The organism is uncultured Bradyrhizobium sp. (assembly GCF_947648125.1).
Classification (GTDB): Bacteria; Pseudomonadota; Alphaproteobacteria; order Rhizobiales; family Xanthobacteraceae; genus Bradyrhizobium.
The window spans coordinates 116,662-140,950 of sequence record NZ_CANSMR010000019.1 but is presented as its reverse complement, the minus strand read 5'-3'; the positions used below and the strand labels follow the sequence as shown (position 1 = coordinate 140,950).

Annotated in this window: 22 protein-coding genes; 5 read left to right on the top strand and 17 right to left on the bottom strand. The window is 62.9% G+C overall.

The window, feature by feature from the left end:
• Positions 1 to 69 precede the first annotated feature (69 nt).
• From Q0030_RS28450 to Q0030_RS28415, 8 genes are all read right to left on the bottom strand, one after another.
• A complete protein-coding gene (locus tag Q0030_RS28450; RefSeq protein ID WP_298374663.1) occupies positions 70 to 1,374 on the bottom strand; it encodes an acyl-CoA dehydrogenase family protein in 1,305 nt (434 codons plus the stop codon).
• A gap of 11 nt (positions 1,375 to 1,385) precedes the next feature.
• Entirely contained in the window at positions 1,386 to 3,065 is a 1,680-nt protein-coding gene (locus Q0030_RS28445; RefSeq protein WP_298374661.1) for an AMP-binding protein, read from the bottom strand.
• 117 nt (positions 3,066 to 3,182) lie between these two features.
• Positions 3,183 to 3,893, bottom strand: a complete 711-nt coding sequence (locus tag Q0030_RS28440) for a GntR family transcriptional regulator (RefSeq protein ID WP_298374658.1) — start codon at positions 3,891 to 3,893, stop codon at positions 3,183 to 3,185.
• Between the two features lie 96 nt (positions 3,894 to 3,989).
• Positions 3,990 to 5,531: a sugar ABC transporter ATP-binding protein gene (locus Q0030_RS28435; RefSeq protein ID WP_298374655.1), complete on the bottom strand. Its 1,542-nt coding sequence runs from the start codon at positions 5,529 to 5,531 to the stop codon at positions 3,990 to 3,992.
• The gene (locus tag Q0030_RS28430) at positions 5,528 to 6,616 is read right to left on the bottom strand and encodes an SMP-30/gluconolactonase/LRE family protein (protein WP_298374652.1); all 1,089 of its coding nucleotides are present in this window, start codon (positions 6,614 to 6,616) and stop codon (positions 5,528 to 5,530) included. The genes Q0030_RS28435 and Q0030_RS28430 overlap by 4 nt, the downstream gene beginning before the upstream one ends.
• Before the next feature lie 33 nt (positions 6,617 to 6,649).
• The gene (locus tag Q0030_RS28425) at positions 6,650 to 8,761 is read right to left on the bottom strand and encodes an SMP-30/gluconolactonase/LRE family protein (protein WP_298374649.1); all 2,112 of its coding nucleotides are present in this window, start codon (positions 8,759 to 8,761) and stop codon (positions 6,650 to 6,652) included.
• Between the two features lie 112 nt (positions 8,762 to 8,873).
• Complete coding sequence (locus Q0030_RS28420; RefSeq protein ID WP_298374646.1) at positions 8,874 to 9,896, bottom strand: sugar ABC transporter substrate-binding protein; 1,023 nt, start codon at positions 9,894 to 9,896, stop codon at positions 8,874 to 8,876.
• 59 nt (positions 9,897 to 9,955) lie between these two features.
• Positions 9,956 to 10,942 carry an ABC transporter permease gene (locus Q0030_RS28415; protein WP_298374644.1) on the bottom strand — a complete coding sequence of 329 codons (987 nt, stop codon included), beginning with the start codon at positions 10,940 to 10,942 and terminating at the stop codon, positions 9,956 to 9,958.
• A gap of 406 nt (positions 10,943 to 11,348) precedes the next feature.
• Here Q0030_RS28415 and Q0030_RS28410 point away from each other — a divergent pair, with 406 nt between their 5' ends.
• Positions 11,349 to 11,645: a hypothetical protein gene (locus Q0030_RS28410; RefSeq protein ID WP_298374641.1), complete on the top strand. Its 297-nt coding sequence runs from the start codon at positions 11,349 to 11,351 to the stop codon at positions 11,643 to 11,645.
• 101 nt (positions 11,646 to 11,746) lie between these two features.
• On the opposite strand, the gene Q0030_RS28405 is transcribed toward Q0030_RS28410, so the two are convergent.
• Positions 11,747 to 12,640, bottom strand: a complete 894-nt coding sequence (locus Q0030_RS28405; protein WP_298374639.1) for a LysR family transcriptional regulator — start codon at positions 12,638 to 12,640, stop codon at positions 11,747 to 11,749.
• A gap of 123 nt (positions 12,641 to 12,763) precedes the next feature.
• Between Q0030_RS28405 and Q0030_RS28400 the strand changes: the two genes are divergently transcribed.
• Positions 12,764 to 13,702 (top strand): ring-cleaving dioxygenase, encoded by a 939-nt coding sequence (locus Q0030_RS28400; RefSeq protein WP_298374636.1) that lies wholly within the window; start codon positions 12,764 to 12,766, stop codon positions 13,700 to 13,702.
• Positions 13,699 to 14,328, top strand: a complete 630-nt coding sequence (locus Q0030_RS28395; protein WP_298374634.1) for an alpha/beta hydrolase — start codon at positions 13,699 to 13,701, stop codon at positions 14,326 to 14,328. The genes Q0030_RS28400 and Q0030_RS28395 overlap by 4 nt, the downstream gene beginning before the upstream one ends.
• Before the next feature lie 60 nt (positions 14,329 to 14,388).
• On the opposite strand, the gene Q0030_RS28390 is transcribed toward Q0030_RS28395, so the two are convergent.
• From Q0030_RS28390 to Q0030_RS28355, 8 genes are all read right to left on the bottom strand, one after another.
• On the bottom strand, positions 14,389 to 15,990 hold the full coding sequence (locus tag Q0030_RS28390) for a Na+/H+ antiporter (RefSeq protein WP_298374632.1): 1,602 nt from the start codon (positions 15,988 to 15,990) through the stop codon (positions 14,389 to 14,391).
• A 6-nt stretch (positions 15,991 to 15,996) separates the two neighbouring features.
• Complete coding sequence (locus Q0030_RS28385) at positions 15,997 to 16,692, bottom strand: YoaK family protein (RefSeq protein ID WP_298374631.1); 696 nt, start codon at positions 16,690 to 16,692, stop codon at positions 15,997 to 15,999.
• Between the two features lies 1 nt (position 16,693).
• A complete protein-coding gene (locus tag Q0030_RS28380; protein ID WP_298374628.1) occupies positions 16,694 to 18,115 on the bottom strand; it encodes an alginate export family protein in 1,422 nt (473 codons plus the stop codon).
• Positions 18,116 to 18,123: 8 nt separating this feature from the next.
• A complete protein-coding gene (locus tag Q0030_RS28375; RefSeq protein ID WP_298374626.1) occupies positions 18,124 to 19,077 on the bottom strand; it encodes a glyoxalase in 954 nt (317 codons plus the stop codon).
• 25 nt (positions 19,078 to 19,102) lie between these two features.
• Complete coding sequence (locus tag Q0030_RS28370) at positions 19,103 to 19,543, bottom strand: DoxX family protein (RefSeq protein ID WP_298374623.1); 441 nt, start codon at positions 19,541 to 19,543, stop codon at positions 19,103 to 19,105.
• A gap of 1 nt (position 19,544) precedes the next feature.
• A complete protein-coding gene (locus tag Q0030_RS28365; protein ID WP_298374620.1) occupies positions 19,545 to 21,422 on the bottom strand; it encodes an amidohydrolase in 1,878 nt (625 codons plus the stop codon).
• Positions 21,419 to 21,703 carry a XapX domain-containing protein gene (locus Q0030_RS28360; protein WP_298374617.1) on the bottom strand — a complete coding sequence of 95 codons (285 nt, stop codon included), beginning with the start codon at positions 21,701 to 21,703 and terminating at the stop codon, positions 21,419 to 21,421. Before Q0030_RS28360 ends, Q0030_RS28365 begins: the two co-directional genes overlap by 4 nt.
• Positions 21,704 to 21,835: 132 nt before the next feature.
• Positions 21,836 to 22,474 (bottom strand): hydrolase, encoded by a 639-nt coding sequence (locus Q0030_RS28355; RefSeq protein ID WP_173641047.1) that lies wholly within the window; start codon positions 22,472 to 22,474, stop codon positions 21,836 to 21,838.
• A gap of 343 nt (positions 22,475 to 22,817) precedes the next feature.
• Between Q0030_RS28355 and Q0030_RS28350 the strand changes: the two genes are divergently transcribed.
• Positions 22,818 to 23,633 (top strand): alpha/beta hydrolase, encoded by an 816-nt coding sequence (locus Q0030_RS28350; protein WP_298374611.1) that lies wholly within the window; start codon positions 22,818 to 22,820, stop codon positions 23,631 to 23,633.
• Between the two features lie 14 nt (positions 23,634 to 23,647).
• Complete coding sequence (locus Q0030_RS28345; RefSeq protein WP_298374578.1) at positions 23,648 to 24,274, top strand: hydrolase; 627 nt, start codon at positions 23,648 to 23,650, stop codon at positions 24,272 to 24,274.
• Positions 24,275 to 24,289: the final 15 nt, after the last annotated feature.

The following is a 24,289-nucleotide window of genomic DNA, read 5'->3' as shown; positions in this document are numbered from 1 at the left end:
ATGAAACTTCCGAGGCGGGCCGGGCAGTTTCGACACGTAGTGGGTAAGCCCCGCACCTTCCGGACCCATCTAGGGTAGACTTTTTGGACGTGGCCACAGGCCCCCTTCGGACCATGATTCAGATTCTTCCGGGGACATCGGATCGGCCCCGCCGCCGGTCCGCGCCGGATCGGAATTGAGCCAACGGTGCAACTCGAGCTTGCCTATCTGGTTGCGGTGGACCTCGTCGGGGCCATCGGCCAGTCGCAGCAAGCGGGTCGTAGCGAGCGCTGCAGAAAGGAAATGGTCGTTGTTGGTTCCACCTCCACCGAAAACCTGTATTGCCCAGTCAACAATCGTCTGCGCCATGTTTGGCGCGACGACTTTGATCATCGCGATTTCCTGTCGCGCGGCCTTGTTACCAACCGTATCCATCATATAGGCCGCCCTGAGAGTCAGCAGCCGCGCCTGCTCGATCTTCATGCGCGCTTCGGCGAGCCGCTCGAGCGTCACCGTTTGCTCGGCGAGAGGCTTGCCGAAAGCGACGCGTTTGAGCGCTCGCCGGCACATACGCTCAAGCACCCGCTCGGAGAGGCCGATCAACCGCATGCAATGGTGAATGCGTCCAGGTCCGAGCCGTCCTTGTGCGATCTCGAATCCACGCCCCTCGCCAAGCAACATGTTGGCGGCCGGCACGCGTACATCGGTGAACATCACCTCGGATGCGCGATCCGGCACGCCGTAGAATCCGAGCACCGGCAGCGAGCGGACGACGTGCACGCCCGGCGCATCTTTCGGCACAAGGATCATCGATTGGCGCTTGTGACGGTCCGGGTGCGCCGGGTCGGTCTGCCCCATGAAGATGATGATCTGGCACCGCGGATCGGTCGCGCCGGTCGTGTACCACTTGCGACCGTTAATCACATAATCGTCGCCGTCACGCACGATCAGGCTGGCGACATTGGTCGCATCGGATGAGGCAACGTCGGGCTCGGTCATCGCAAAGGACGAACGAATCTCGCCTGCGAGCAACGGCTTCAACCAACGCTCCTTCTGCGCTTTCGTACCGTAGCGCAGGATCGTCTCCATGTTGCCGGTGTCCGGCGCACTGCAATTGAAGACCTCGGGAGCAAGATGGGAACGTCCCATGATCTCGCACAGCGGCGCATATTCGAGATTCGTCAGCCCGTCCTCGTGAACAGGCAGAAACAGGTTCCACAGGCCGGCCTGTTGTGCGAGCGGCTTCAGTTCCTCGACAACCGGATGCACGGCCCAAGGCCCGAGCCGCTCCGCCTCCTGATAGTATCGGCGCTCATTCGGATAGATGTGCTCCATCATGAAGCGCTGGATACGCTCGGCCAGTTCCCGGCTGCGTTCGCTTTGCGTGATATCCACCTGAGCTCTCCTTACTCGCCGCGTAGGCCGTCCCTGAGCGTGCTTCGGGTAATCTTCCCGGACTCTGTCTTAGGCAGATCGTCCAGAATGCGAATGTCGACGGGGCATTTGTACGCCGCCAATCGCTCGCGGCAAAAGCGTGAGAGCGCGGCGACATCGATGGCGGCGCCCGGCCGGGCGGATACGAACGCCACCACCGTCTCGCCCCGATACGGATCGGCGGCGCCGACGACGGCTGCCTCGCGCACACCCGGAAAGCCGTAGATCACGTCTTCCACCTCGCGCGGCCAGACCTTGAAGCCGGAGGCGGAGATCATGTCCTTCTTGCGGTCCACCAGATAGAACCAGCCGTTCTCGTCAAAGAAGCCGACGTCGCCGCTGTGCAGCCAACCATTGGTCAGCACCTCGTCGGTTTCCGCGGGCTTTCTCCAGTAGCCCGCCATCACGCCCGAACCGCGCACAACCACCTCGCCATGCTCGCCGGGCCCGAGCGGGCGACGCTCGTCGTCAACGACGATCGCATCGACGGCGGGCGTCGGCTTGCCGATGGACAGCGCGCCGGATGCGGGATCGACGGGAATCGGACCTTGGTTGGGTGCAAGGTGACTTGCAGAGGTCAGTTCAGTCATTCCGTAGGAACTGCGGATCGCCCGCCCAAACCGTTTCGCGAACGCATCGATGACCGACGGAGCAATCGGCGCGCCGCCAGAATAGAGATGTACAAAGCTCTCGAAATGGCGGCTGGTCGCGTCGGCCTGGTTCATGAGCGCGATGAACGCGGTGATGGCGCCGACGATGAATGTCGGCCGCCATTCAAGAAAGGCATCGAGCGCGACCTGCGGCTGGAAGCGATAGGTCAGCACCATCGCCGCATGCGCGGCGAAAGCTGCGACCATCTGAATCTCGAAGCCGGTGATGTGGAACAGCGGCGCGACACCGAAAATCCGCGACATGCCGTTCAGCTCGAAATGATCGCGGCAGATCAGCGCCGTTGCCACCAGATTGCGATGCGTCAGCATTGCGCCCTTGGGAACGCCCGTGGTTCCGGACGTGTAGAGCAGCAGACCGATGTCATCGGAGGCCAGAACCGGCGCCGGCGGCGCCGGTGCGTCTCCGGTGAAGATCGTGGCCAGCGCGTGCGCCTGCGGCGCCGCACCCGGCTCCGGCAGCACGCGGACATCGTTTCGCATCTGGAATTCACGAGCGGCGGTCCAGAGCACCAGTTCGGGATCGACCGAAGCCGCCGCCGGGACAACGTTGTCCCATTGATCATCGTGGCAGATCACCGCCTTGGGTTCGCAATCCTTGAACAGCTTGCGAAGCTCCGGCGTCCGGTACATCGGGTTGAGGCTGACGACGATGGCCCCGACTTTCCAGGCCGCCACACTGACGATGACGAATTGCGGCACATTCTGGAGAATGACGGCAACCCGGTCGCCGCGCCCAACCCCTCTGCTCGCGAACACGCCGGCGAGCCGGTCGCTATACCGGTCAATATCGCCATAGGTCTGCGTCGCATCGAAATAGAACACCGCCGGCGCCTCGCCCGGCGCGGCACGAAACAGATCGAGCGCCGTCAGCCTTCTGCAATCGGGAGGAGCGACAGGCGTTTCCGCGAGATGCGCCCGCAGCAGACCTGCGGCTTCCTCATAGGCGCGAACACGCGACGCGGAATCGGAATCGGCAGTCATTCTCGTTGCCCGTTGCCGCCGCGGTCGCGACGATGCCGGCCGCCACACCCAGCCTTGCGGCCCTGATGGCCGCCCGCCATCATCATTCTGGCGCGGACAAAGCCGCTGTTCCGGAAACTAGTCATTGGACTTCTTTCCTCGATAGACCGAGCCGAGGCGGGCGTGCGGTATCGCGCCGCGGTTCGCAAGGGGCGGCTGGGCCGCCCCACTCTCTTTCGCCTGAATGACAACGCGCGTGCGCCGGATGTGAAGGCGCACCAACACCTGTGCGGCGTCGACGTCGCGCGCCCGGATCGCATCCATGATCAGGACGTGCTGGGGATCGGAGAAAGGAAAGCCATCCTTGGCATATGTTTCGCTGACGAACTGCCGGCGGAAATGCTGCGTGCTGTTCCAGAAGCGCTCGACCATCGCCAGCAGTTGCGGCATCCGCGCGCGTGAATAGGTTCGCAGATGAAACTCCCGATCAAGCTGGATGTATTCCTCGAGCGTGGTTACCTGCTCAAGTTCGCGCACAATCCGGTCAAGCGCCTCAATGTCCTCGTCGGTCAGGTTCGGAATGCTTTCACCGATGGCAAGCGGTTCGACCGCTTCGCGGATCTTGTAGATCTCGATCGATTCTTCCGAATCGACGTCAGCAATCCAGGCGCCACGGTTCGGCGCCATCACGACCAGCCCCTCGTTCTCGAGCTGCTTCAGCGCCTCGCGCACGGGAATACGGCTCGCTCCGAAATGCGCCGCGAGAAGTTCCTGCCGGATCCGCGTACCCGGCCGCATCTCGCCGCTCAGCACCGCGCTGCGGATCTCGCTTGCGATCCGCTCGCTCATCAGCCGACCGCCATCCGGATCATCTTCATTGGCGTCGCGCGCCGCGTCGTTCCAATAGGGAGGCCGCTGATAGGCACTCATGAAAGGCCCTCCTTGTCAGTGAATGGCCGCGTACATGATCTTGTCTTCGGTCGCATCGGCCCGTGCCATTTCCTCGACGATACGCCCGCCACGCGCGACCAGAATCCGATCCGAGATCGCCAGGATCTCCGGCAAATAGGAAGAGATCACGACGACTGCCTTGTCCTCGCCCGCCAGCTTGCGGATGGCCTGGTGGATCTGCGGAATGGCGCTGACGTCGACCCCTCGCGTCGGCTCGTCGAAGATGACCACTGTCGGTTCCTGCGCCAGAGACTTTCCCACCACGACTTTCTGCTGATTGCCGCCGGAATATTCCACAATCTTCAGCGTTCGCTTCAACGCCGAGATCGAGAGCGCCGAGATCCATTGATCGGCAATCCGCTTCATCTCGCGCGTGGAGTAGAGAAATCGCCTGATGCGCGGCGACGACAGATAGCCAAGATAGATATTCTGATCCACCGTCATCGTCTCGAAGAAGCCGTCGACCTTCCGATCCTCGGTAATATAGGCGATTCCGTCGCGCACCGCCTGCCGCGGCACCCGGTAGCGGACCGGCTTGTCCCGCAGATAGATCATCCCGCCGCGCAGGAAGTTGCGCTTCCGTGCACCGCTGACGATCTGGGCGATCTCCGACCGTCCCGCCCCGACCAGTCCAAAGATGCCGACGACTTCCCCGTTGAAGACCGAGAACGACATATTCTTGACGATGCTGCCCATCGTCACGTTCTCGACCGAAAGCACCTTCTGGCCGCGCGGCGCGCTGGGCTTCGGCGCATCCGGATCAGCGCCGTGGGTTGCGTACTGAGCTGCCGTTTCCTCGCGGCCAACCATCATCCGCACGAGCGAGTCGCGGGTGACGTCCTTTGCAGGCACCGTGGCAACGAGCTTGCCGTCCCGGAGTACGGTGATGCGATCGGCGATATTGAGTGCCTCTTCCAGCGCATGCGAGATGAAGATGATCCCGGCGCCCTTCTCTTTCAGGGTGTTGAGAAGATGGAACAGATGTTGCGTTTCTTCGGGCGTAAGTGACGCAGTCGGTTCATCGAAGATGAAGACCTGTGCATTGTGGCGCACAGCACGGACGATCTCGACCATCTGCCGCTTGGCAGTTCCGAGATTCTCGACCAGCACCAGCGGATCGACATTGAAGTTCATCGATTGCAAAGACTGCGTCGCCGCAATGTTGATCTTGCTGTAGACAGTAACCCACTTCTCCATGCCGAGTTCGAGATTCTGCGCCACCGTCATCGACGGCACCAGACTGGACTCCTGGTAGACCATCGCGACTCCGCCCTCGAGCGCCTCCTTTGGTGAGGCGAACGAGACCTTGCGTCCGCGGATCATATAGTCCCCGGAGGTCAGGACGATTGCGCCTGCGATCGCCTTGCACAGCGTCGACTTTCCCGCACCGTTCTCGCCCAGCAGTGCGTGGATTTCGCCCGGCCGCAGATCGAAATTGACGCCATCGATCGCATGCAGACCTCCATAGACCTTGCTGCCATTGACGACCTGAAGCAGCGGGGTTCCTGCCTGTTGTTCCGCCGGCATGGCGCTCATCCTTCCTGCGCGCCGCGACCACGCGGCAGTTCAACCAGGCAATCGCGCCCTTTGGATACCGCCAGCACGCGGGAGCCAATCGGGCGGACGGCGGTTATTCCATGGACCCGACCATCGACACGGCTGTGCAACGTCTCCGTCGCCATACCCTTGGCGTCCAGCCGCGCAACGAGGCCATACGAGCGCGGCGGCGCCCACGGCTTCTGAATGCCGAGCTTCTTGATGCGGCCGATCTGGGTCGGCTCGCGCGGATTGAGGCGGCCATCCAGCGCCGGCCCGATCCAAAGCTCTGACGGTACCGTCCGCATCATTTCTTCGCAGAACGCCCGTTCGCGCAGGACGAATTCGGTCAACTGCGTGCGAAGCGCCAGGAAGGCCATCCAGACCTCTCCATCCGCCCCTCGGCCAAGACGCGCCGGATAGCCGGTATAGTTCTTGACGATCACGCGCTTGTCGCCGCCCGCGCGTGAAAAAGCGGTCAGGCAATGGGCCCAGGACTCGGCGACCCACACCTCGTTGCCGTCACTGGAAACGACCACGCCAAGCGGCCACGCCAGCTTGTCCGCGCGCACGCTCGCGCCACCGAGCGAGGCATCACAAACGATGAGTCGACCCGACGGGGCCCGGTTCTGCATCAGGTCGGTGAGCCAGAGGTCGGGCCGGTTGTTACGCGAACCGTCGGTCAGGTAGATCGCCCCGTCGGGGGCGGCCGTCACCGACAATGGGCAGGCGACCCTCTCACCGCCGACGCTTTCGAGCTTCGCGACGATCTTGCCGACTGGCGAAAGCGCCACCAACCCAACACCGGAGACGCAAGCGAGCAGTCTGCCATCCGGCGCGCTGGCAAGTCCGCCGACCGGCCCGTCGAGAGTCGCGAACACGGCGCGCGTGTTGAAATCGTCCCCGGTACAACGCAGGATGTTGTTGCCGGTCGAGACGTAGAGCGCACCGTCCTGCCCGAGCGCGATGTCATCCGGCCGTTCGATCTCCGCGCCGAGCTGGCGGGCCCCATCGAGCCGCTGGTTCGGGGAGAACGCGCCATCGAGCACCGGAATGACATGAAGCTCCCGGTTCGGAAACAACACGCGATCGACAATATCGCCAAGCAGAGACATGGCTCAGGCCCCTCCCCAATAGGATTTGTGCGCTTCCCAGGTCGGGGCGGCGTCCTGCAGGCGGATACGGCCGATGCGGTTGTTCTCGAGACCGCCGATATAGAGATAGCCCTTGTGTTCGCGAACCGACGTGATGGTCGGATGTGAAAGCCCGCCCGGATCCCAGAGCGATTCGGTCACGACGCCGTTGTCGTCGAACTTGGCCACGCAGCCGTAATTGATCCCCGGGCACAGCCACTCGTCCGGCGGGATCTGCTTCACCATGCGGGTGCGGAAAACGGGATTGCGCATGGCAAGGTCATAGACCGGCGTGCGCAGGCCGACGAAGGCGAGCCAGTATTTGCCATCAGAGGCGCGGTTGATGTTGTCGCAATAGCCTGGAAGGTTGTCGATCAGGATTTCGCTGGTGCCCGCCTTCGGGCCGGCGATCCAGTAACGGTTGATCTGGCACAGCCAGGTGCTCGCCCACAGCACCGACTGGCCGTCATGCGAAATGCAGATGCCGTTGGGAAACGTCAGGTTCTTGAGGACGGTCCTGGTGATGCCGGTTTTCGGATCGTGGCAGATCAGCCGGCCGTTGCCGCGGCCTTCGAAGCCGTCGAGCGCCCAGTCGGTCAGTTCATAGCGGGTCGAGGCTTCGCTGAAATAGATCTTGCCGTCGGGCGCGACGTCGAGATCGTCGGCGAGATAGAGCCGCGAATCGTCCTTGAGCCGTGTGCGCGTGCGCGTGGTGCGGTCGGTGACCTTGAAGACCGAACGATCGGGCTTGACGCCATACACGCCCATGCCGGCGATGCAGACAAGGAGGTTCTGATCCCGATCGAATGCCAACCCGAGCGGCCGGCCGCCGATGCGCGCGAACTCTTCGCGAACGGTATAGTCGGGCGCGAGGAACCGGATGATCGAGCCGTTGCGGTTGACGGTGTAGAGGTTGTCCTTGCGATCGAGGATGACGTCCTCCGGGCCCTCGATCATGTTGAGCGCGATCGCCTCCGCGTTCTTCAGGCGGTCGTTCTCCGCGAACGGCGTGCCGCTGCCGCGCTCGACCGACGGCGGCGGCTCGAAATCGACCCAGCTTGGGGTGACATAGACCTTCTGCAGCACCTTGCCCTTGTTCTTGACCCACTTCACGTTGAAGCCGACCGCGAGCAGCAGGATGATGCCGATGATGGCAGTCGTCAGGTTGCCGGAGATGCCCAGCCGCACCATGCCGCTGGTGAGCATGAAAATGATCGCCGCGCCCATGACGGCGCGCGCGATGGTGCCGCGGCCACCGGCAAGGCTGATGCCGCCAAGGACCACCGCGGCCAGCGCATTGATCTCCCAGCCGACGCCGGTGTCGGTGCCCGAACTGCTTTGCCGCGCTGCGTAAAGGATTCCCGCCAGTGCCGCGATAGCCCCTGACATCACATACGCCGAGAACAGCACGCGCTTGACGTTGACGCCGGCGTGCCGGGCCGCCTTGCGGCTCGACCCGACCGCCATGATGTGGACGCCGGGCTTGATGCGAGTGAGAAAGAAGTGCGTTCCGACGGCAAGCAGGATCAACACCAGCATGTTGAAGGGAATACCGAGAACTCTGCCCGATCCCATGAAATCCCAGGTGCTGGACCCGCTGTCGATACTTGCGAGCTCGTTCGTGAACGCCACCGTCACCTTGTTATAGGCGGCGCGAACGATGATGAGGACGACCAGGGTCGTCAGGAATGGCCGGGTCCTGCCGTAAGCAATCAGCCCGCCGTTGATCGCGCCCATCGCCGCGCCGAACAGGACGACAAGCAGGATCATCACGGGCAGCGGCAGCCCGACAATGAGATACAAATAGAGCGCGAGGAAGTTCGACATTGCGAACACTGCGCCGACTGACAGGTCGATGCCGCCCGATAGCACGGAGAAGGCCATCGCGACGGCGACCATCCCCTGCTCCGCGAAATTCCGCATCAGCTCCTGAAGGCTGCTCGCCGTCAGGTACCGCGGGATCATCACCGCGAATGCCAAGAATACCGCGATCGTGAGCGTGAATGGAATGATCGGCTCCATCCACCGCTTCTCAAGAAGCTCGCCCAGGAACAGTTGGGGCGAATGGCGGTGCCAGGCTCGTTGCAGGCTTTTCATCAACAGACTCCGGCGGGTTCGGCACGGGCACGGCCGAACGGCGGGACGACGCAGGGAATGGGGATCTCAACTCCGGCCTGCCCGCGCCGCAGGGGCGCGGGCGCCGGAACGTCTACTTCACGCCCTTCGGGATGCTGAAGCAGTACATCCGATCGTCCTTCGACTTCACCCAGGCGGGGGTCGTGTAATAGGCGACGTTCTTCGAACCCGGCTTGTCGCCGCTCTGCAAGAGCGCGATCACCGCGTCGGCGATGGTCTGCCCCTGCACGTCGGCGCGATACGAAAGGTTCGCGGAGAATGCGCCCTGCTCCAGCAGATCGCAATCCGCGGGCTGTCCATCGCTGGCGACGAACACCTTCACCTTGTCGCCCATATTGGCCGCCTTGATCGCCTGCGCCGCGCCGGCAGTTTGCGGTCCCCAGACGCTGAGGATCCCGCACAGCTTCGGATGTTGCTGCAACACGGTGGTCGTGATATCGCCGGCCTTGTTGGCATCCCAGCTTGTCGGCTGCGACGACACGACCTTGATCGACGGATCGGTCTTGAACACCTCCATGGCGCCGTTCTTCATGTCGAGCGAATAGGCTGCGGTCGCCTCGCCCTCGAGGATCGCGACCTCCCCCGAGCCCTTGCCGCCGCCGCACTGGTTGATGACCTCGCGAGCGATCTTGGTGCCGAGATCCTTGGCATCGACGCCGACATAGGCGTCGGTCAGGGTATTCGACGCCATGTTGACCTGCACAACATAGATGCCTGCATCCATCGCACGCTTCAGCTCCTTGGCGAGCAGCGTGACGTTCGGATTCTGGACCACGATCACGTCAGGCTTTTCGTTGATGTAGTCGCTGACGGTCTGAAGCTGGATGTCGGACTTCATGTTGGCGTCACGGGTGACGAGCTTGATGCCGTAATCGTCGAAACGGTCTTTCATCACACGGGTCCATTCGGATTCCAGAACGCCCATCCAGACTGGCGACCAGGCCACCGTCTTGCCTTTGAGCGCCTTGTCGAATTTGTCGCGCAACTGGTCGCGCGGACCGGCCGCCTGCGATGGCGCCGCCACCAGCGCGGCGGTTGCCACCATCGCCGCCAGCCCGATGCCGGCAAGAACTTTCCTGTGCAGTGCTTTCGTCATGTTTCTTCCTCCCCTTCTATGTCGGCCGATTGTTGCGGCCCGTTGATGGATGCAGAGCTTCAATCGCCCTGCTTCGACGTCTCCTCGTCGCGCGGATGCAGCCGGGAATCGAGCAGGATCGCGATCAGCAGCACGACTCCCTTGACGATGTTCTGGGTCTGCACGTCCATGTCCATGATGGTCATGCCGTTCAGCAGCACACCGATCAGCAGCGTTCCGGCGATGACGCTCATCACATTGCCGCGGCCGCCGACGAGGCTGACGCCGCCGAGCACCACAACCATGATGACATCGAAAATGATCGTCGATTCCGCGACCTGGAGATGCATCAGCGCTGTCTGCGCGATCATCACGACGCCGCCGACGTAACCGATCGCCGCACACAGCGCGTATTCGATCATGGTCAGCGGACGGGTCGGCAGACCGGTCTGGCGCGCGGCATCGGGGTTGTCGCCATGGGCATAGACGAAGCGCCCGATGACGGTGCGAGATAGGAAGAGATGCACGACGACCGCAGTGGCCGCGAAGATCAGGATCGAGATCGGGACACCGCCCCAGATGTTTCCGCCCAGCCGAAGGAACTCGTCGTGCCCCTTCGAAAGGTAGACGACATAGTGCTGCACAGCCGTGGTGCGTACGATCCCCAATACCGCAAGACTCGATGCCAGGGTCGTCAGCAGCGGCGGCATCTCGATCACCGAGATGAGGAACCCGTTCAGGATTCCGATGGTGATCGCCATCACGAAGCCGATCAGCAGCGCCACCGGCGTCGCATAACCCGAATTCATCAGAATGATCGCGATCGCGGTGGAGGCGGCGAAGGAGGCGACTTGCGACAGATCGAGTCCACGCCCGATCACGACAACCGCCATGCCGAGCGCGAGGATGCCGAGTATCGAAATGTTACGCGCCAGCGCGAACAGATTGCCGAGCGTCAGGAAGCCCCGCAGGAAGATCGAGAAAACGACGATCAAGACCGCGCACATCGCCAGCACGGCTGTCGTCTGCGTCAATTTCGGCCCGCGCGCGCCCGAAATGCCGGTCACCGGCCCCTCCCCAGATTGATTTTATTCTGGGAGGAAACTGGACAAAATGTATCCAGAAGTCAACCTTGGTATCCAAAGTGCTGCGTGATGGGATATCCAGCGTAAAGAAGCATCGCTCAATCCATCGTTTATAAATGAATTATTTCAACATATTATATGACAATAATCGCGACTCTTCGCGATCGATCCATCTTACATCCTTTTGAGGCGCTGAGGCCGAAACAGAATAATTGGATACATTTGGCCTGGCGCTGATCGTGAGGTCGCCCCAGGGCAAGGTGAAATGGATGCCGATCCGAGCATTCGGTGGAGCAGGAGCTGCGAGGTCGCCAGTCAGGCAAAATCTGTTGCACCTGATTATGGAAGGTGCACCGCCTCGCGACACGCCCACACGAACAGAACCTTAATGGCGACAAATTGGGGCGCGTTCACCCTCTTCCGCGATCCCGAGCGGCTGGGAGGTTTAACGGTAGAGATCGCGGGTCGGCTGAACGCCCTCCTGGTGGAGAAGGCTGATCCGAACCGCGTCAAAGGAGTATGGGGAAAGATGGTAGCGGGACAACAGCCGCGTCCCGACCCGCCCGTTGAGCTGATTGGTATCGAACCTCACACGGCCGGAGGGACCGCCAAAGCGGCTTACGAGGCCTCGGTTCTCGCACGCGCATTGAAATCAGCACGCGCGAATGTCGACGTCGCGCTTTAATCCACCGAACGGTTGCAGCTGGACTATGGCAACGCCCTCTACCAATACGGCCTTGCGCTCGGCAATCGCTGGTCGCGCGAAAGGAATACGGATTAGCGCGCTCAACCGGCGCCCGGCCCGAACCGATCGACAAGGAAATCGATGAAGAGGCGAACTTTGACGGCAAGATGTCGCGTCGGCGGATAGACCGCGTAAAGCGTGAGCGGCGGGGCCGAATAGTTCGCAAGCACGGCCTGGAGGCTGCCGTTCTTCAGCGCCTCCGCCGCGATGAACTCCGGTATCAGCGCGATGCCCTTGCCCTTGACCGCCACGTCGCGCAGCACCTCCGCGTTGTTGACGCAAAGCGACCATGCCGGCTGGATCCAGTGGACGCCGTCGCTGCCTGTCAGCTTCCATTGATTACCTGTCAGCAGAAAGCCGTAGGTCAGAGAGACGTGATCGCGCAGATCCTGCGGATGGAGCGGCGTACCATGTCGTTTGAGATAATCGGGTGAGGCGCAAACCACCCGCTCGACAGGCACGATCTTGCGGGCAATCAGGCTCGAAGATTCCAGTTCGGCGATGCGAAGCGTGACGTCGAAGCCGTCCTGAACAGGGTCAAGAAGATCGTCACTCAGCACGAGCTGAAGCTGAAGGTCGGGATACTTCGTCATGAAATCGGCCAGCGCGGGCCCGAGGCGCATCGTGCCGAATGACATCGGCGCATTGACGCGCAACAGGCCGCGCGGCGCCGATTGCAACTGGGTGACCGCCTGATCCGCGGCATCGACGTCCGAAAGGATGACGACGGCCCGCTCGAAATACATCTGGCCGTTTTCGGTCGGGCTCGCGTGGCGGGTGGTGCGGTTCAGCAATTGCACCCCTAGGCTCTCCTCGAGATCGCCGACATATTTGCTGATCGCCGACCGCGAGAGCCGCATCTGGCGGCCGGCCTCGGCGAAGCTGCCGCTTTCGACGACCTTCACGAAGGCTCTCAGGCTCGCCAGCTTGTCCATCCACCCCTCGATTGTCGCCAAATCGTAGACATAGACGCCATAAAAGCATGAATTGTCCTCAGAACAAAGCCATCCGATATGTGCTCCCGAAACGAAGTTGCTCAATCGAGCTGGAGGGAAAACATGTCAGGACTTCATCACGTCACCGCCATTGCCGGTGACCCCATCAGGAATTTCGGCTTCTACACGCGGGATCTCGGCCTGCGGTTCGTCAAGCGGACCGTCAATTTCGACGATCCGGCCACCTATCATTTCTACTATGGCGACGAGACCGGCCGGCCCGGCACGATCCTGACGTTCTTTCCCTGGCAGGGCGTTCCTCCGGGCCGGAGGGGCGTCGGCGAGACCCACCAGACCGCCTTTCGCGTGCCGCAACGCTCGCTCGGCTACTGGACGCAGCGTTTCCTTCAAAAGGGCATTCATTACGAAGCGCTGGAAAAGCGGTTCGGAGAATCGGTCCTGCCGTTCACGGATCCGGACGGCATGGCGCTGGCGCTCGTCGGCGTGCCGGGCGCCGAAGACGAGCCGGCCTGGAGCAATGGCGACGTTCCGGTCGAGCACGCGATCCGCGGCTTTCACGGCGTGACCCTGCTGCTCGACAATGCCGGGAAAACCGCGGCGGTCCTGACTGACGTGTTCGGCTTCAAGGAGACGGCCCGAGAGGGCTCCGTGATCCGCTACAAGGCGGCCGGTGACATCAACGGAAGCGTCGTCGACATCTATGAGGCGAAGGGATTCCTGCGGGGTCATCAAGGCGGCGGTTCGGTGCACCATATCGCTTTCCGCGCGGCCGACGACGCCGAGCAGGGCAGAATGGCGCAGCGGCTCGTGGACAGTCACGGACTGCATCCGACCGAACAGAAGGATCGCAACTACTTCCGCTCGATCTACTTCCGTGAACCCGGTGGCGTGCTGTTCGAGATTGCGACCGACATCCCGGGCTTTGCCGTCGATGAGCCGGTGGAGACGCTGGGACGCGCACTGAAACTGCCGAGCTTCCTCGAGTCGCACCGCAAGGAGATCGAGGGTGTCTTGCCGAAGCTGGAAGGAGCCGTGTCGTGACGGACGAGTCCTCATTCATCTATCGCTTTGAGCCCGGAACCAGGCCCGGTGCGCCGCCGCTCCTGCTCCTGCACGGCACCGGCGGCGACGAGAACGATCTGCTGCAACTCGGCGCCATGATATCGCCGGGTTCGGCCCTGCTCTCGCCACGCGGCCGCGTCCTCGAACACGGCATGCCGCGCTTCTTCCGCCGCCTGGCGGAGGGCGTGTTCGACGAACAAGACGTGCGCAAGCGTGCCCTGGAGCTTGGTGCATTCGTCGAGAGCGCGCGGCAGCGCCACGGCATCGCGGCGCCGGTTGCGGTGGGATTTTCCAACGGGGCGAATATCGCGGCCGCGCTTCTCCTGATGAAGCCGGACGCTCTCGCCGGCGCAGTCCTGCTTCGAGCGATGGTGCCGCTGTCGGATCCGCCCAAAGCCAGGCTCGACGGCAAACCGGTGCTCATCCTTTCGGGGCAGGCAGACCCGATCGTTCCGGCCGGCAATGCGGCCAGACTGTCGGCCATGCTCGCCGATGCGGGAGCCAAGGTGATCCTCAGGACTCTGCCAGCCGGCCACCAACTGTCGCAGGCGGACGTCAACTTATCCCGCGACTGGATTACCAGCGTCGATACCCTGGTTGCCTAGCTTGATCAGGAGCCGAACTGTCACGCCGGCAGTTCGGCTCCATTGCCATGGACGCGCCCGTCAACCGCCTTCCATCACCTCGACGACACGCGCCGCGAAAAGCTCCTCCTGATCCAGCTCTCCTTCCAGCCGGTGCATGACGCTGTCGTGGATGCGCCCGGCATTGAAGAGCTCCAGGAGCTTGGAGCGGCCTGCCTCCACCGCGATCAATACGGCGCGGTAATGCTGAAGTCTCCGCTCCCCGTGAGGGCCCTTGGCGAGGACATGGTCCTCGGCAACCGCCAGACGATGCCCGTATTGTTCGACGAGTCGCGGATGCGCGTGCTTCCCCTCGGAACCGAGAGAATGCGCGCTGATGGAGTCGAACTGGGCTCGCGCGATTTCGGCCCGGATAGCCTCTTCGGACAGTGTCTCCTCGCCGTGAAGCAAGAACTCCTTCCCCGCCAGCATCTTCGCGACCGGACCGAGCGTCAGTCCGAGGACGACGATGGTCGCGGCGACGACGCAGAAGGTCACGAACAGGATGATGTCGCGGCCCGGAAATTGCTCCGGCAATGACAATGCGGCGGCGAGACTGACGACCCCGCGCATCCCGGCCCAGCTCATCACCAACGGAACGGCCAGCGGTGGATAGGGATCCCGCTCGCGCAGAGAAGGGATCAGCGCCCTCGGAATGTAGGCGGTCGGGAAAATCCACGCGAACCTGGCGAGCACGAGCACCGCAAAGATCGTCGCGGCCGCGGGCGCGAGCGTACGCACGATCCCCCAATCTGAGCCGAACCGGTGGAGAACACCCCGGAGCGCCAACCCCACCAGTACGAAGACCAACGCCTCCATCACGAAGGTGACGACGGACCATACCGCCAGCGCCTGCACGCGGGACGCCGCGCTCAGGGCCTTGTGTTGCAGACGTCCAAGGACCAGCCCACATGCAACCGTCGAAAGCACGCCCGACACGTGCAGGCGATCGGCCAGCAGGTAAGCGGCCCAGGCGGACAGGAACGTCCAGACCACGGTGAGCCTGGCGTCAGTCAACCTTCCGGCGACGAAAGCGCAGATCCAGCCGAGCGCAAGACCGATCCCGATGCCCACGGCAGAGACATAGACGAAACTTCCTGCGGCCGCCCCGGCGCTGAAGGCACCGGTCAGTGCGGCAGCGACTGCGAAACGAAAGAGAACGAGGCCCGATGCGTCGTTGATGAGGCTTTCGCCTTCGAGCAGGACAGCGATGCGCGGCGGAACGCTGAGATGGTCGAGCACGGCCCGCGCCGCGACGGCGTCGGGCGGCGAAACGATTGCGCCAAGCGCAAAACACGCCGCCCAGGGCAATGCCGGGAAGAAGAAGTGGGTCACGACACCGACCAGCAGGGTCGTCAACACGACGGCTCCGACTGCCAACTGCAGGATGATCCTGAGATTGGCGCGAAAGTCAGGCCACACCGTGAAATAGGCGCCGGAGAGCAAGAGCGGCGGCAGAAACAGCACCATGACGAAGTCCGGGTCGAACTCCACTTCGGGAAGTCCCGGAACCAGGGCCAGCACAATGCCGGCCAGCACGAGCACCGACGCGGACGGCAGGCGCAAGCGACGGGCCACCGTGTCGAGCATCACGGCGATCATCAGCAGCAGAAGGATAGTCTGGAAAGACTCGGCTGAACTCATCGCGCGCTAGGCCGTCTTTTCCGGTGCGGGCTCGGCTCCTGCAAGAAACACGGCCGGCAATGCGAGAAGCGGAGGCAGCACGAAGCACCAGGTACCGAACTTGGCATAGAGGCAGGCGCCCGCCGCGCACCCCAACGCGAACGCAGCCACACTCGCCGACATCTTACCCAAGCGGGGCCAGGCAACGCTCAGAACGGAGGCCGGGGCAAGCCGCAGGACGTCAGCGACATCGATCATGATCTGGGTCGTCGTTCCCGTCATCAGCGTGCTGGGAGGATCCGTCCCCATGTGGATGCGGTGGGCTGCGTTCTGAATGGCCATCGCGGCAACGAGAAGCATTCCGGTGACGACCGCCTGCCAACTGTCGCCTTGCGTGAATGGCCCGAAATGGACAGCCGCTGCACCACCTATCGCGAGAAGCAGGGTCTTGATCGCCAGCATCGAGCGGAGGATCGGTAGTCCCATGACCGGGAGATAGAAGCTGAATATCCTCGTCACGATCACAACGGCGCAGAAGACAGGAAGCGCAAGCAGCTTGGCCAACGCGCCGGACGTTCCGAGCACGATGGCGGCACCGAACGTGACGAAGTTGCCGGTGACATGCGCCGTGAAGAGCCCCTGAAGCGCAAGGAAGCCGGCCGTGTCAACGAAACCGGCGTTGAGGCTCATCAGGAGAGCGAGAAAGGAAACAGGCTTTGACATGCTACCAGCCGTATTGGAGTTGGAGACCGAGATAGTTGCTGGTGTGCCCGCCGGCGCCGAGAATCGTATTGCCGACGGCGAAGTGTACCGCTTCGATCGCGCCGGTGAGATGATCGTTGAAGGCGTAGTCGAGGCGCAACTGCCCGTAAGCCCCCGTCCACGCGCTGCCGGTTCCGGCCGTTCCCGCGACCGGCACATTCGGTTGGACATAGACCGCATCAGCCGTCGTCTGACGCCACTGGAAAGCAACCGCCGCCATCACTTTCAGCCGATCCGTGGGATTGACGAAGATCGCAGGCTTGAGATGGATGAGATTGGCATACCCCGTGTAGCCACCCAGCGTGAAATAGTAGCCGTTCGGAAACAGCGGATTGAAGGTCTCGATCACACCGTCACCGGGGTGGCGGTCGCCCGACGCCGCGTCAAGCTGCAGGCCGATGCGCGGCTGCCACGTCACATCGGAAAAGGTATAGCCCGTCCGCGCACCGACCGCCCAGGCCCGCACGTCCGTCGTACCGACCTGGCCGGCCTGCCCCATGGCCTCGAGGTCCCAATCGAACCCTGCGCCCTTGCCTGCGAACCGTATGTCCAGAACATGCCGCTGCTCATCGCCGCGCGCGTCGAGATACTTGGCGTCGCTGCGCTCATAGAGCGAATAATAGCCGGACAGCTCGTCGTTTCCGAACACCTTCCGTTCCACGCGCAGCGTACTGAACTTGAAGCGGTCGTTCGACGTGTCGTCGAACGGACGCCCGTCCAAATATTGGACGGGCCGGCTGACGAATCCGAGGATGCGCCACGCACCGCTCTCCCAATCGGCCCAGATCGCGTCGAAGGATTGCCGCACGTTCGGTCCGTCCCGCGATGAAACGAAGCGCTGCAGGTCGAACGCAAAATCCTGACGTCCGGCGCGCGCCTTGAAGGTGCCCGCCGCAGTGGTGTTCACATACTCGATGAATGCCAGTCGCAGATCGAGGCGGTCCTGGTCGACCGAGGAGACGTTCTGCTTGTCGAAGGCGCGGTCGTCCTCGAGCTGGACGAACGCCCGCCAGTTTTCGTCGAAATGCACGTCGGCATGAACTTGAAGCCGTTGCAGGAGATAGCTGTCCGCGGGGGTGTTGCTGGTTCCAAATGCCGACGCACTATTCGACTCGAAGCGCTCGCGCAACGTGGCCCCGAGTGAGATGTAGCTCTTCGGATCCGTGGCCCACAGGGGAATGTATTTGAGCCCGTCGAAAGGTTCGGTCCGCAACCTGGGATCGGCAAGCACCGACCAATCCTCGGCCCATCGGTTGGCTTGGATCGCAGGTCGCTTCGCCGTTGCGTCATCCGCATCCGACGCAACGGCGGCATGGACTGAGGACGCGATCGCCAGAAGGGGCAATAGCGTCCTGGCAATTCGTGTGTCGATCCATGCCGGCATGACGACCATTACTTCAAGGCGCGTTCAGGAGGCTGCTGGTCTGCACGGGCAGCATGTTTGGCAGACGTCGCATGTATCTCCGCGATGTAACCGCCCGGAAACTGCACGATCGCCGCGGACCTTCCTTCGGATGTGTAGGGTTCGACGAGGACAGCGGCTCCGGCCGTCTTTGCTTTGGCAAGCGTCGCGTCGAGATCCGCCACCTCATAGCCCGTCGTCTCGCGGCCGTAGGGATAGGGCAGCTGACCGTCGGTCACGAGAACGACCATCTTGCCGAATGTCGATTCGATGCGAATCCGCTTGTAAGTCTGTCCCGTCTTGCCGATCTCGATCCCCGGGGCCTTCGCGGTTTGCGACACGACCTTCCCGCGCGAGAAGGTAAGGAAGCTCCGCACGAACGCATCCGCTCGGTCCGCCGAAACGTAGACCCGGTTCTCCGGGATCCTCTCGAAGGCGGCGTAGTTCGGCTTGGTCGTGTGCCAGTAGATCTGCATATTGACGCCGCCCGGCCACTGGATCACGGCGTCGCGTCCGATCGGATCCGGAAACGTCGTGACGATCACGTCGGCGCCCGCCGCACGGGCGGCCTTGATCGCAACGTCGATATCGCTGACAAGATATCCGTTCCGTTCGGCGCCGAACGGATACGGCACCGGCGTCTTGAAGCCGAACAGCGAGACCGTCCCGACCGGCGTCTGAAGCAGCTGCGAGGTCGTGCTGCTCGGCGTGGGCGTGACCGTTGCAACAACCTGCTTGGTGCTCTGGCCGCCGAAAGTCGCCAGAAAGCTCGACACGAACTTGTCCACGTCATCCGGCGCGACATAGACATGCGTCGTATCGTACTGCGGCGCCACCGCAACTATCTCCCTGCCGGCCTTTCCCGCATCCCTGGCGACCGCCGGCGCCGTTGCGGCAAGAGCCGCAACCGACAAGAGCAGGATCGATGCCGATAGCCGTTTCATGGACAACTCCTTGAGCGAGATTGGACTAGGATTCGCTGATTCGACGAGGTTGCGTCTTTTCAGCGCAGATCGTCACGACGACAAGACCGGCGATGAGGCCGAGGTGTTCGAAGAACGCATTGATCGCCATGAACCGTTCGTGGCCTGTGGACAGCCAGAATGCGTTCGCCGTCAGCATCGCCACGAAAGTGAGCACGCCCAGTCCGCCGGCGCCAAGCCAGACGAACCGGTTGGCGATGACCAGCAGCGAGCCGCCAAGCTCGACGACGATCGCCGCTACGGCCCACAGCCAGGCCGGTTGCAGACCGAAATGCGCCTGCTCGGCGACCGCTGCCGGGAAATCGGCGAGCTTCTGGATGCCGCCGATCAGGAAGGCGGAGACCAGCGCGCCCCTGGCGATCGGGAGCAGCCACGACCAGGACAGGATGGCTGCGACCCAGCGCGGCGTGCCGGCCTTCGCATGCATCTCAAACCGCCCAGCAGGCGCAGCCGAGCGCGCCCCAGAAGCTCTTGAGGTCCGAAAGCGGCAGCTTGCCGGTCCAGGCGCGGGCATGGTCATGGCCGTGCACACCGCAGCCACTGGCGCAACCGCACATCTGCATGGCGTTCGCTCTGACGGCCTTTGCCTTGCCGTCAGCTCCGAGCCAATCGCCATAGCCGCCGAAGCTGCGCACCGGCGACCAATCCGGCATCGCCGGCGGTGGTGCGTTGGTATCGAGCGCCTTGAAATCTCCGGCACCGTAGACAATACGGCCGCCGACCACCGTGAGGTCGCTCGACGTATCGGCGATCTCGGCTTCGCTGCATGAGAAATAGTCGCGATCCGGAACGATGAGATCGGCGAGCTGCCCGACCTCGATACGTCCCTTCTTGCCTTCCTCATTCGAGAACCAGGTGACATTCTCGGTCCACATCCGCAGCGCGGTCTCGCGGTCGAGGCAGTTGCGCGGCGGATAGAGCCGCAAGCCGCCGACCGTCATGCCGGTCACAAGCCAGGCGAGCGAGACCCAGGGATTGTAGGATGCGACCCGGGTCGCGTCGGTGCCCGCGGACACCTTGACGCCCTTATCGAGCATCTTCTTCACGGGTGGCGTCGCTTCAGCCGCGCCATATCCGTAGCGTTCGACGAAATACTCACCCTGATAGGCCATGCGGTGCTGCACGGCGATGCCGCCGCCGAGCGCGGCGATGCGATCGATCGACTGGTCGGAAATGGTCTCGGCGTGATCGAAGAACCAATGCAGGCCGTCCAGCGGCATGTCCTGGTTGACCTTCTCGAACACATCGAGCGCACGCGAGATCGTCTCGTCATAGGTCGCGTGCAGGCGCCATGGCCATTTGTTCTGGACGAGGATACGAACGACGCCCTCGAGTTCGCCTTCCATCTCCGGCGGCATGTCCGGCCGGGCGACCCGGAAGTCCTCGAAATCGGCTGCCGAGAACACCAGCATCTCTCCGGCGCCGTTGTGGCGGAAGTAATCGGTGCCCTGCTGGTACTTGGAGGTCCTTGTCCAGTTCAGGAAATCGTCCTTTTCACCCTGCGGCTTCTGGGTAAAGAGGTTGTAGGCCAGGCGGATCGTGAGCTGCCCCTCGTCCGAGAGCTTCTGGATGACCGCATAGTCCTCGGGGTAGTTCTGGAAGCCGCCGCCGGCGTCGATCGCGCCGGTGACGCCGAGCCGGTTCAACTCACGCATGAAGTGCCGGGTCGAATTGACCTGGTAATCGAACGGCAGCTTCGGTCCTTTGGCCAGCGTCGCATAGAGGATGTTGGCGTTCGGCTTGGCGAGCAGGAGCCCTGTCGGGTTGCCCTTCGCGTCGCGCGTGATCTCGCCGCCCGGAGGCTCCGGAGTATCCTTGGTGTAGCCGACGGCGCGCAGCGCTGCCGCATTGAGCATCGCGCGGTCGTAGAGATGGAGGATGAAGACCGGCGTATCCGGCGCGACGGCGTTGAGCTCGTCGATCGTCGGCAGGCGCCGCTCGGCGAACTGGTGCGCGGTGAATCCGCCGACGACGCGCACCCATTGCGGCGGCGGCGTGATCGCGACCTGCTTGCGCAACATGGCCATCGCGTCGGCCAGCGACCACACGCCGTCCCAACGCAGCTCCATGTTGAAGTTGAGCCCGCCGCGTATGATGTGAAGATGATTGTCGATCAGCCCGGGCAGGACGCGCCGTCCCTTCAGATCGATCACCCTGGTCGATGGTCCGGCGAGTTTCATCACGTCGTGGTCGTGGCCGACCGCCGTGAAGCGCCCGTCCTTGATGGCGACGGCGCTCGCGGCCGGGTTGGACCGGTCGAGCGTGGTGAACAGGCCGCGATGCAGAATCGTATCAGGAGCGCTCATGACGCCTTCTCCGCAACATCTGTGGTTGTCTTGATTTCCTCGGCGTGCCGCCCCGGCAGCAGGCCGAACATGTGAGGCGCGCATTTCGCCTGCCGCCATGCGGCGGCGAGGCCCTCGCCGACGACGATCTGCCTGGCGACCGGAACGATCTGCTCGCCGACCAGGATGCCGAGCAGACCGACCAGCGCCACCAGAGGAGGAGCGGGCGAACGTACGTTGAGCAGGCTGTAGATGACGCCGACCAGCAGGCCGGCGCCAAGGGACAGAATGTAGATCTTCATCACACCCCTCTCGGAGGATGGAGGGAGAAATCAGGCGGCCTAAGGCGCGATGAGATCAGCTCATCGCGCGTTAGCCCCTTGCTTGAGCACGATCTATTCGAAACACCGCTTCGCAATTTTCCGGATCATGCGTTAGCCAGCCTCCGACGCATGCTCGCCGAGCGCCCACTTCGAGAAGCGGATCTGGATGCCGTAAGGCGAATGCGCCTTCAGGATCTCCATCATGCCGTCGTAGGTCTCGGTGCGCGCCCAGTCCTGCTGCAACTCGAACGCGTACTGGCACGAGGTGATCGGAACCGCGCCGGCCTGCACCAGGCGATCCATCGAGCGGTTGTGGCATTCCATGGAGAGGTCGCCGCATGCATCCGCCGGGATGTAGACCTCATAGCCTTCCTTCAGCATGTCCAGCGCCGGAAACATCACGCAGGCCTCGGTCCAGAGACCGCCGATCACGAACTTCTTGCGCCCGGTCGCCGCGACCGCCTTGCGAAAATTGGCATTGAGCCAGGAGTTCATCGAGGTGCGGTCGATGATGTCGTGATTGGGGAAGAGCTCGGCGACTTCAGGCATGAATGGCCCGGAAAACGAATCCTTCGCCACCGTGGAGAGCACGGTCGGAATCTTGAACAGCTTGGCGGCCTTCGCCAGGATCTGGACGTTGTTGAACACCACGAGGCGGTCGTGCGACTGGACACCCTGGTACATCGCCGGCTGGTAGTCGATGAGCGCAATGGCGCTGTTGTCTGGGGTCAGCATATCGAGTTTGGACATCGAGATTTCTCCTTGAATTGACGATTGCCGGCCGGAGCGAATGACATCCAGCGTCCGCACGGCTTCGAGTGTATGACCCGAGGCGGCGCCGCCGCTTGGACAGGTTGGTCGCTGCTTGGACGAAGTCGCGATGAAGGCTTGCGTGCAACAAAACTGCACTCGGAGATGTCTCGCTCCGGGATCGCGCCCTTCGGAGCTTGCAGACGGCGCGCTCGGCCGAGACCGCGAGCCCGTGCAAACAGCGCCGAGGCCGTCCAAGCCACGGGGGCTTCCATCGATGAGTTTGGCGGAGGCTGGCCCGACATATCTGTGCGCGGCCATCGCCTCCATAGGGGAGCAATTGATGGCGCTGCTGAAATTACGGGACGGTACCGACCTCTACTTCAAGGATTGGGGCAGCGGGAAGCCGATCCTGTTCAGCCATGGCTGGCCGCTCAGCGCGGACATGTGGGACGCCCAGATGCTGTTCTTCGCCAGTCACGGCTTCCGCGCCGTGGCGTTCGATCGCCGCGGCTTTGGCCGGTCGGGCCAGCCCTGGGAAGGCTACGACTACGATACGTTCGCAGATGACATCGCCGAACTCATCAAGCATCTCGAGCTCACGGGCATCACCCTGGTCGGCTTCTCGATGGGCGGCGGAGACATCGTGCGCTACATCGCACGCCACGGCTCCTCGCAGGTGTCAAAGCTGGCCTTGGTGAGCGCCGTGACGCCGTTGTTCGGCAAGACGGCAGACCATGACGGTGTCGACAAGGCCGTCTTCGATGGCATCAAGGCCGGCCTCGCCAAGGATCGTCCGCAATTCCTGGACGATTTCAGCCCGCTCTTCTACGGGACCAACCACGGCACCAAAGTCTCCCTGGGTGTTTTCAAGCAGACACTGCAGATCGGCTTGCAGGCCTCCATCAAGGCGACGATCGACTGCGTGACGGCGTTCTCCGAAACCGACTTCCGCCTGGATATGGCGAAGATCAACGTTCCGACGCTCGTGGTCCACGGCGACGACGATCAGGTGGTCCCGCTTCAGTACACCGGCAAGCTCGCGGCCGAGATGATCAAGTCCGCCACGCTCAAGGTCTATCCCGGCGCTCCGCACGCGACCGCCACGACCCACGCGGACCAGCTCAACGCGGATCTGCTCGAATTCCTCAAGTCGTGACATTGGGTGAACACATGACTGACGCTCCCCTTCTCGAATCGAAAGACTGCGCGCTCCTGTTCGCAGACCAGCAGGCCGGGCTCGCCTTCGGCGTTAGCTCGATCGACCGGCAAGTCCTCCTCAACAACGTGGTCGCCCTGGCCAAGACGGCCACGGCGTTCAGCCTTCCGGTCATTGCCTCGACCTCTGCGACGAAAGTCTACAGCGGTCCGCTGATGCCGGCGATCAGTGCGGCCTTGCCCGGCATCGTCCCGATCGAACGGCGCAACATGAATGTCTGGGAAGACGACAACGCGCGCGGGAAGATTCTCGCAACTGGCCGGCGGCGTCTCATCGTATCGGGACTGCTGACCGAAGCATGCGTCAGCTTCACCGTTCTATCGGCGTTGGCCACCGGGCTCGAGGTCTACGTGGTCGGCGATGCCTGCGGAGGTCTCACCACGGTCGGTCATGACCTGGCTCTTCGCCGCATGGAGGCCGCGGGAGCACGGCCGACATCATGGATCCAGGTCCTTCTGGAGTTGCAGCGGGACTGGACCCGCCGGGAGACATATGACCATGCGCGAGCCATCGTCGAGGCCCATGGCGGCGGATACGGGATCGGACTGTCTTACGCGCGTGGCATGATCCATCCGACCTAGGCTTCGGCGGAAGCC

Bases quoted from the DNA above. Each gene is read 5' to 3' on its own strand.
- Q0030_RS28445 (WP_298374661.1), bottom strand. From the start codon at position 3,065: ATGACTGCCGATTCCGATTCCGCGTCGCGTGTTCGCGCCTATGAGGAA.
- Q0030_RS28440 (WP_298374658.1), bottom strand. From the start codon at position 3,893: ATGAGCGAGCGGATCGCAAGCGAGATCCGCAGCGCGGTGCTGAGCGGC.
- Q0030_RS28435 (WP_298374655.1), bottom strand. From the start codon at position 5,531: ATGAGCGCCATGCCGGCGGAACAACAGGCAGGAACCCCGCTGCTTCAG.
- Q0030_RS28425 (WP_298374649.1), bottom strand. From the start codon at position 8,761: ATGAAAAGCCTGCAACGAGCCTGGCACCGCCATTCGCCCCAACTGTTC.
- Q0030_RS28420 (WP_298374646.1), bottom strand. From the start codon at position 9,896: ATGACGAAAGCACTGCACAGGAAAGTTCTTGCCGGCATCGGGCTGGCG.
- Q0030_RS28410 (WP_298374641.1), top strand. From the start codon at position 11,349: ATGGCGACAAATTGGGGCGCGTTCACCCTCTTCCGCGATCCCGAGCGG.
- Q0030_RS28405 (WP_298374639.1), bottom strand. From the start codon at position 12,640: ATGGACAAGCTGGCGAGCCTGAGAGCCTTCGTGAAGGTCGTCGAAAGC.
- Q0030_RS28400 (WP_298374636.1), top strand. From the start codon at position 12,764: ATGTCAGGACTTCATCACGTCACCGCCATTGCCGGTGACCCCATCAGG.
- Q0030_RS28390 (WP_298374632.1), bottom strand. From the start codon at position 15,990: ATGAGTTCAGCCGAGTCTTTCCAGACTATCCTTCTGCTGCTGATGATC.
- Q0030_RS28385 (WP_298374631.1), bottom strand. From the start codon at position 16,692: ATGTCAAAGCCTGTTTCCTTTCTCGCTCTCCTGATGAGCCTCAACGCC.
- Q0030_RS28380 (WP_298374628.1), bottom strand. From the start codon at position 18,115: ATGCCGGCATGGATCGACACACGAATTGCCAGGACGCTATTGCCCCTT.
- Q0030_RS28375 (WP_298374626.1), bottom strand. From the start codon at position 19,077: ATGAAACGGCTATCGGCATCGATCCTGCTCTTGTCGGTTGCGGCTCTT.
- Q0030_RS28370 (WP_298374623.1), bottom strand. From the start codon at position 19,543: ATGCATGCGAAGGCCGGCACGCCGCGCTGGGTCGCAGCCATCCTGTCC.
- Q0030_RS28365 (WP_298374620.1), bottom strand. From the start codon at position 21,422: ATGAGCGCTCCTGATACGATTCTGCATCGCGGCCTGTTCACCACGCTC.
- Q0030_RS28360 (WP_298374617.1), bottom strand. From the start codon at position 21,703: ATGAAGATCTACATTCTGTCCCTTGGCGCCGGCCTGCTGGTCGGCGTC.
- Q0030_RS28355 (WP_173641047.1), bottom strand. From the start codon at position 22,474: ATGTCCAAACTCGATATGCTGACCCCAGACAACAGCGCCATTGCGCTC.
- Q0030_RS28350 (WP_298374611.1), top strand. From the start codon at position 22,818: ATGGCGCTGCTGAAATTACGGGACGGTACCGACCTCTACTTCAAGGAT.
- Q0030_RS28345 (WP_298374578.1), top strand. From the start codon at position 23,648: ATGACTGACGCTCCCCTTCTCGAATCGAAAGACTGCGCGCTCCTGTTC.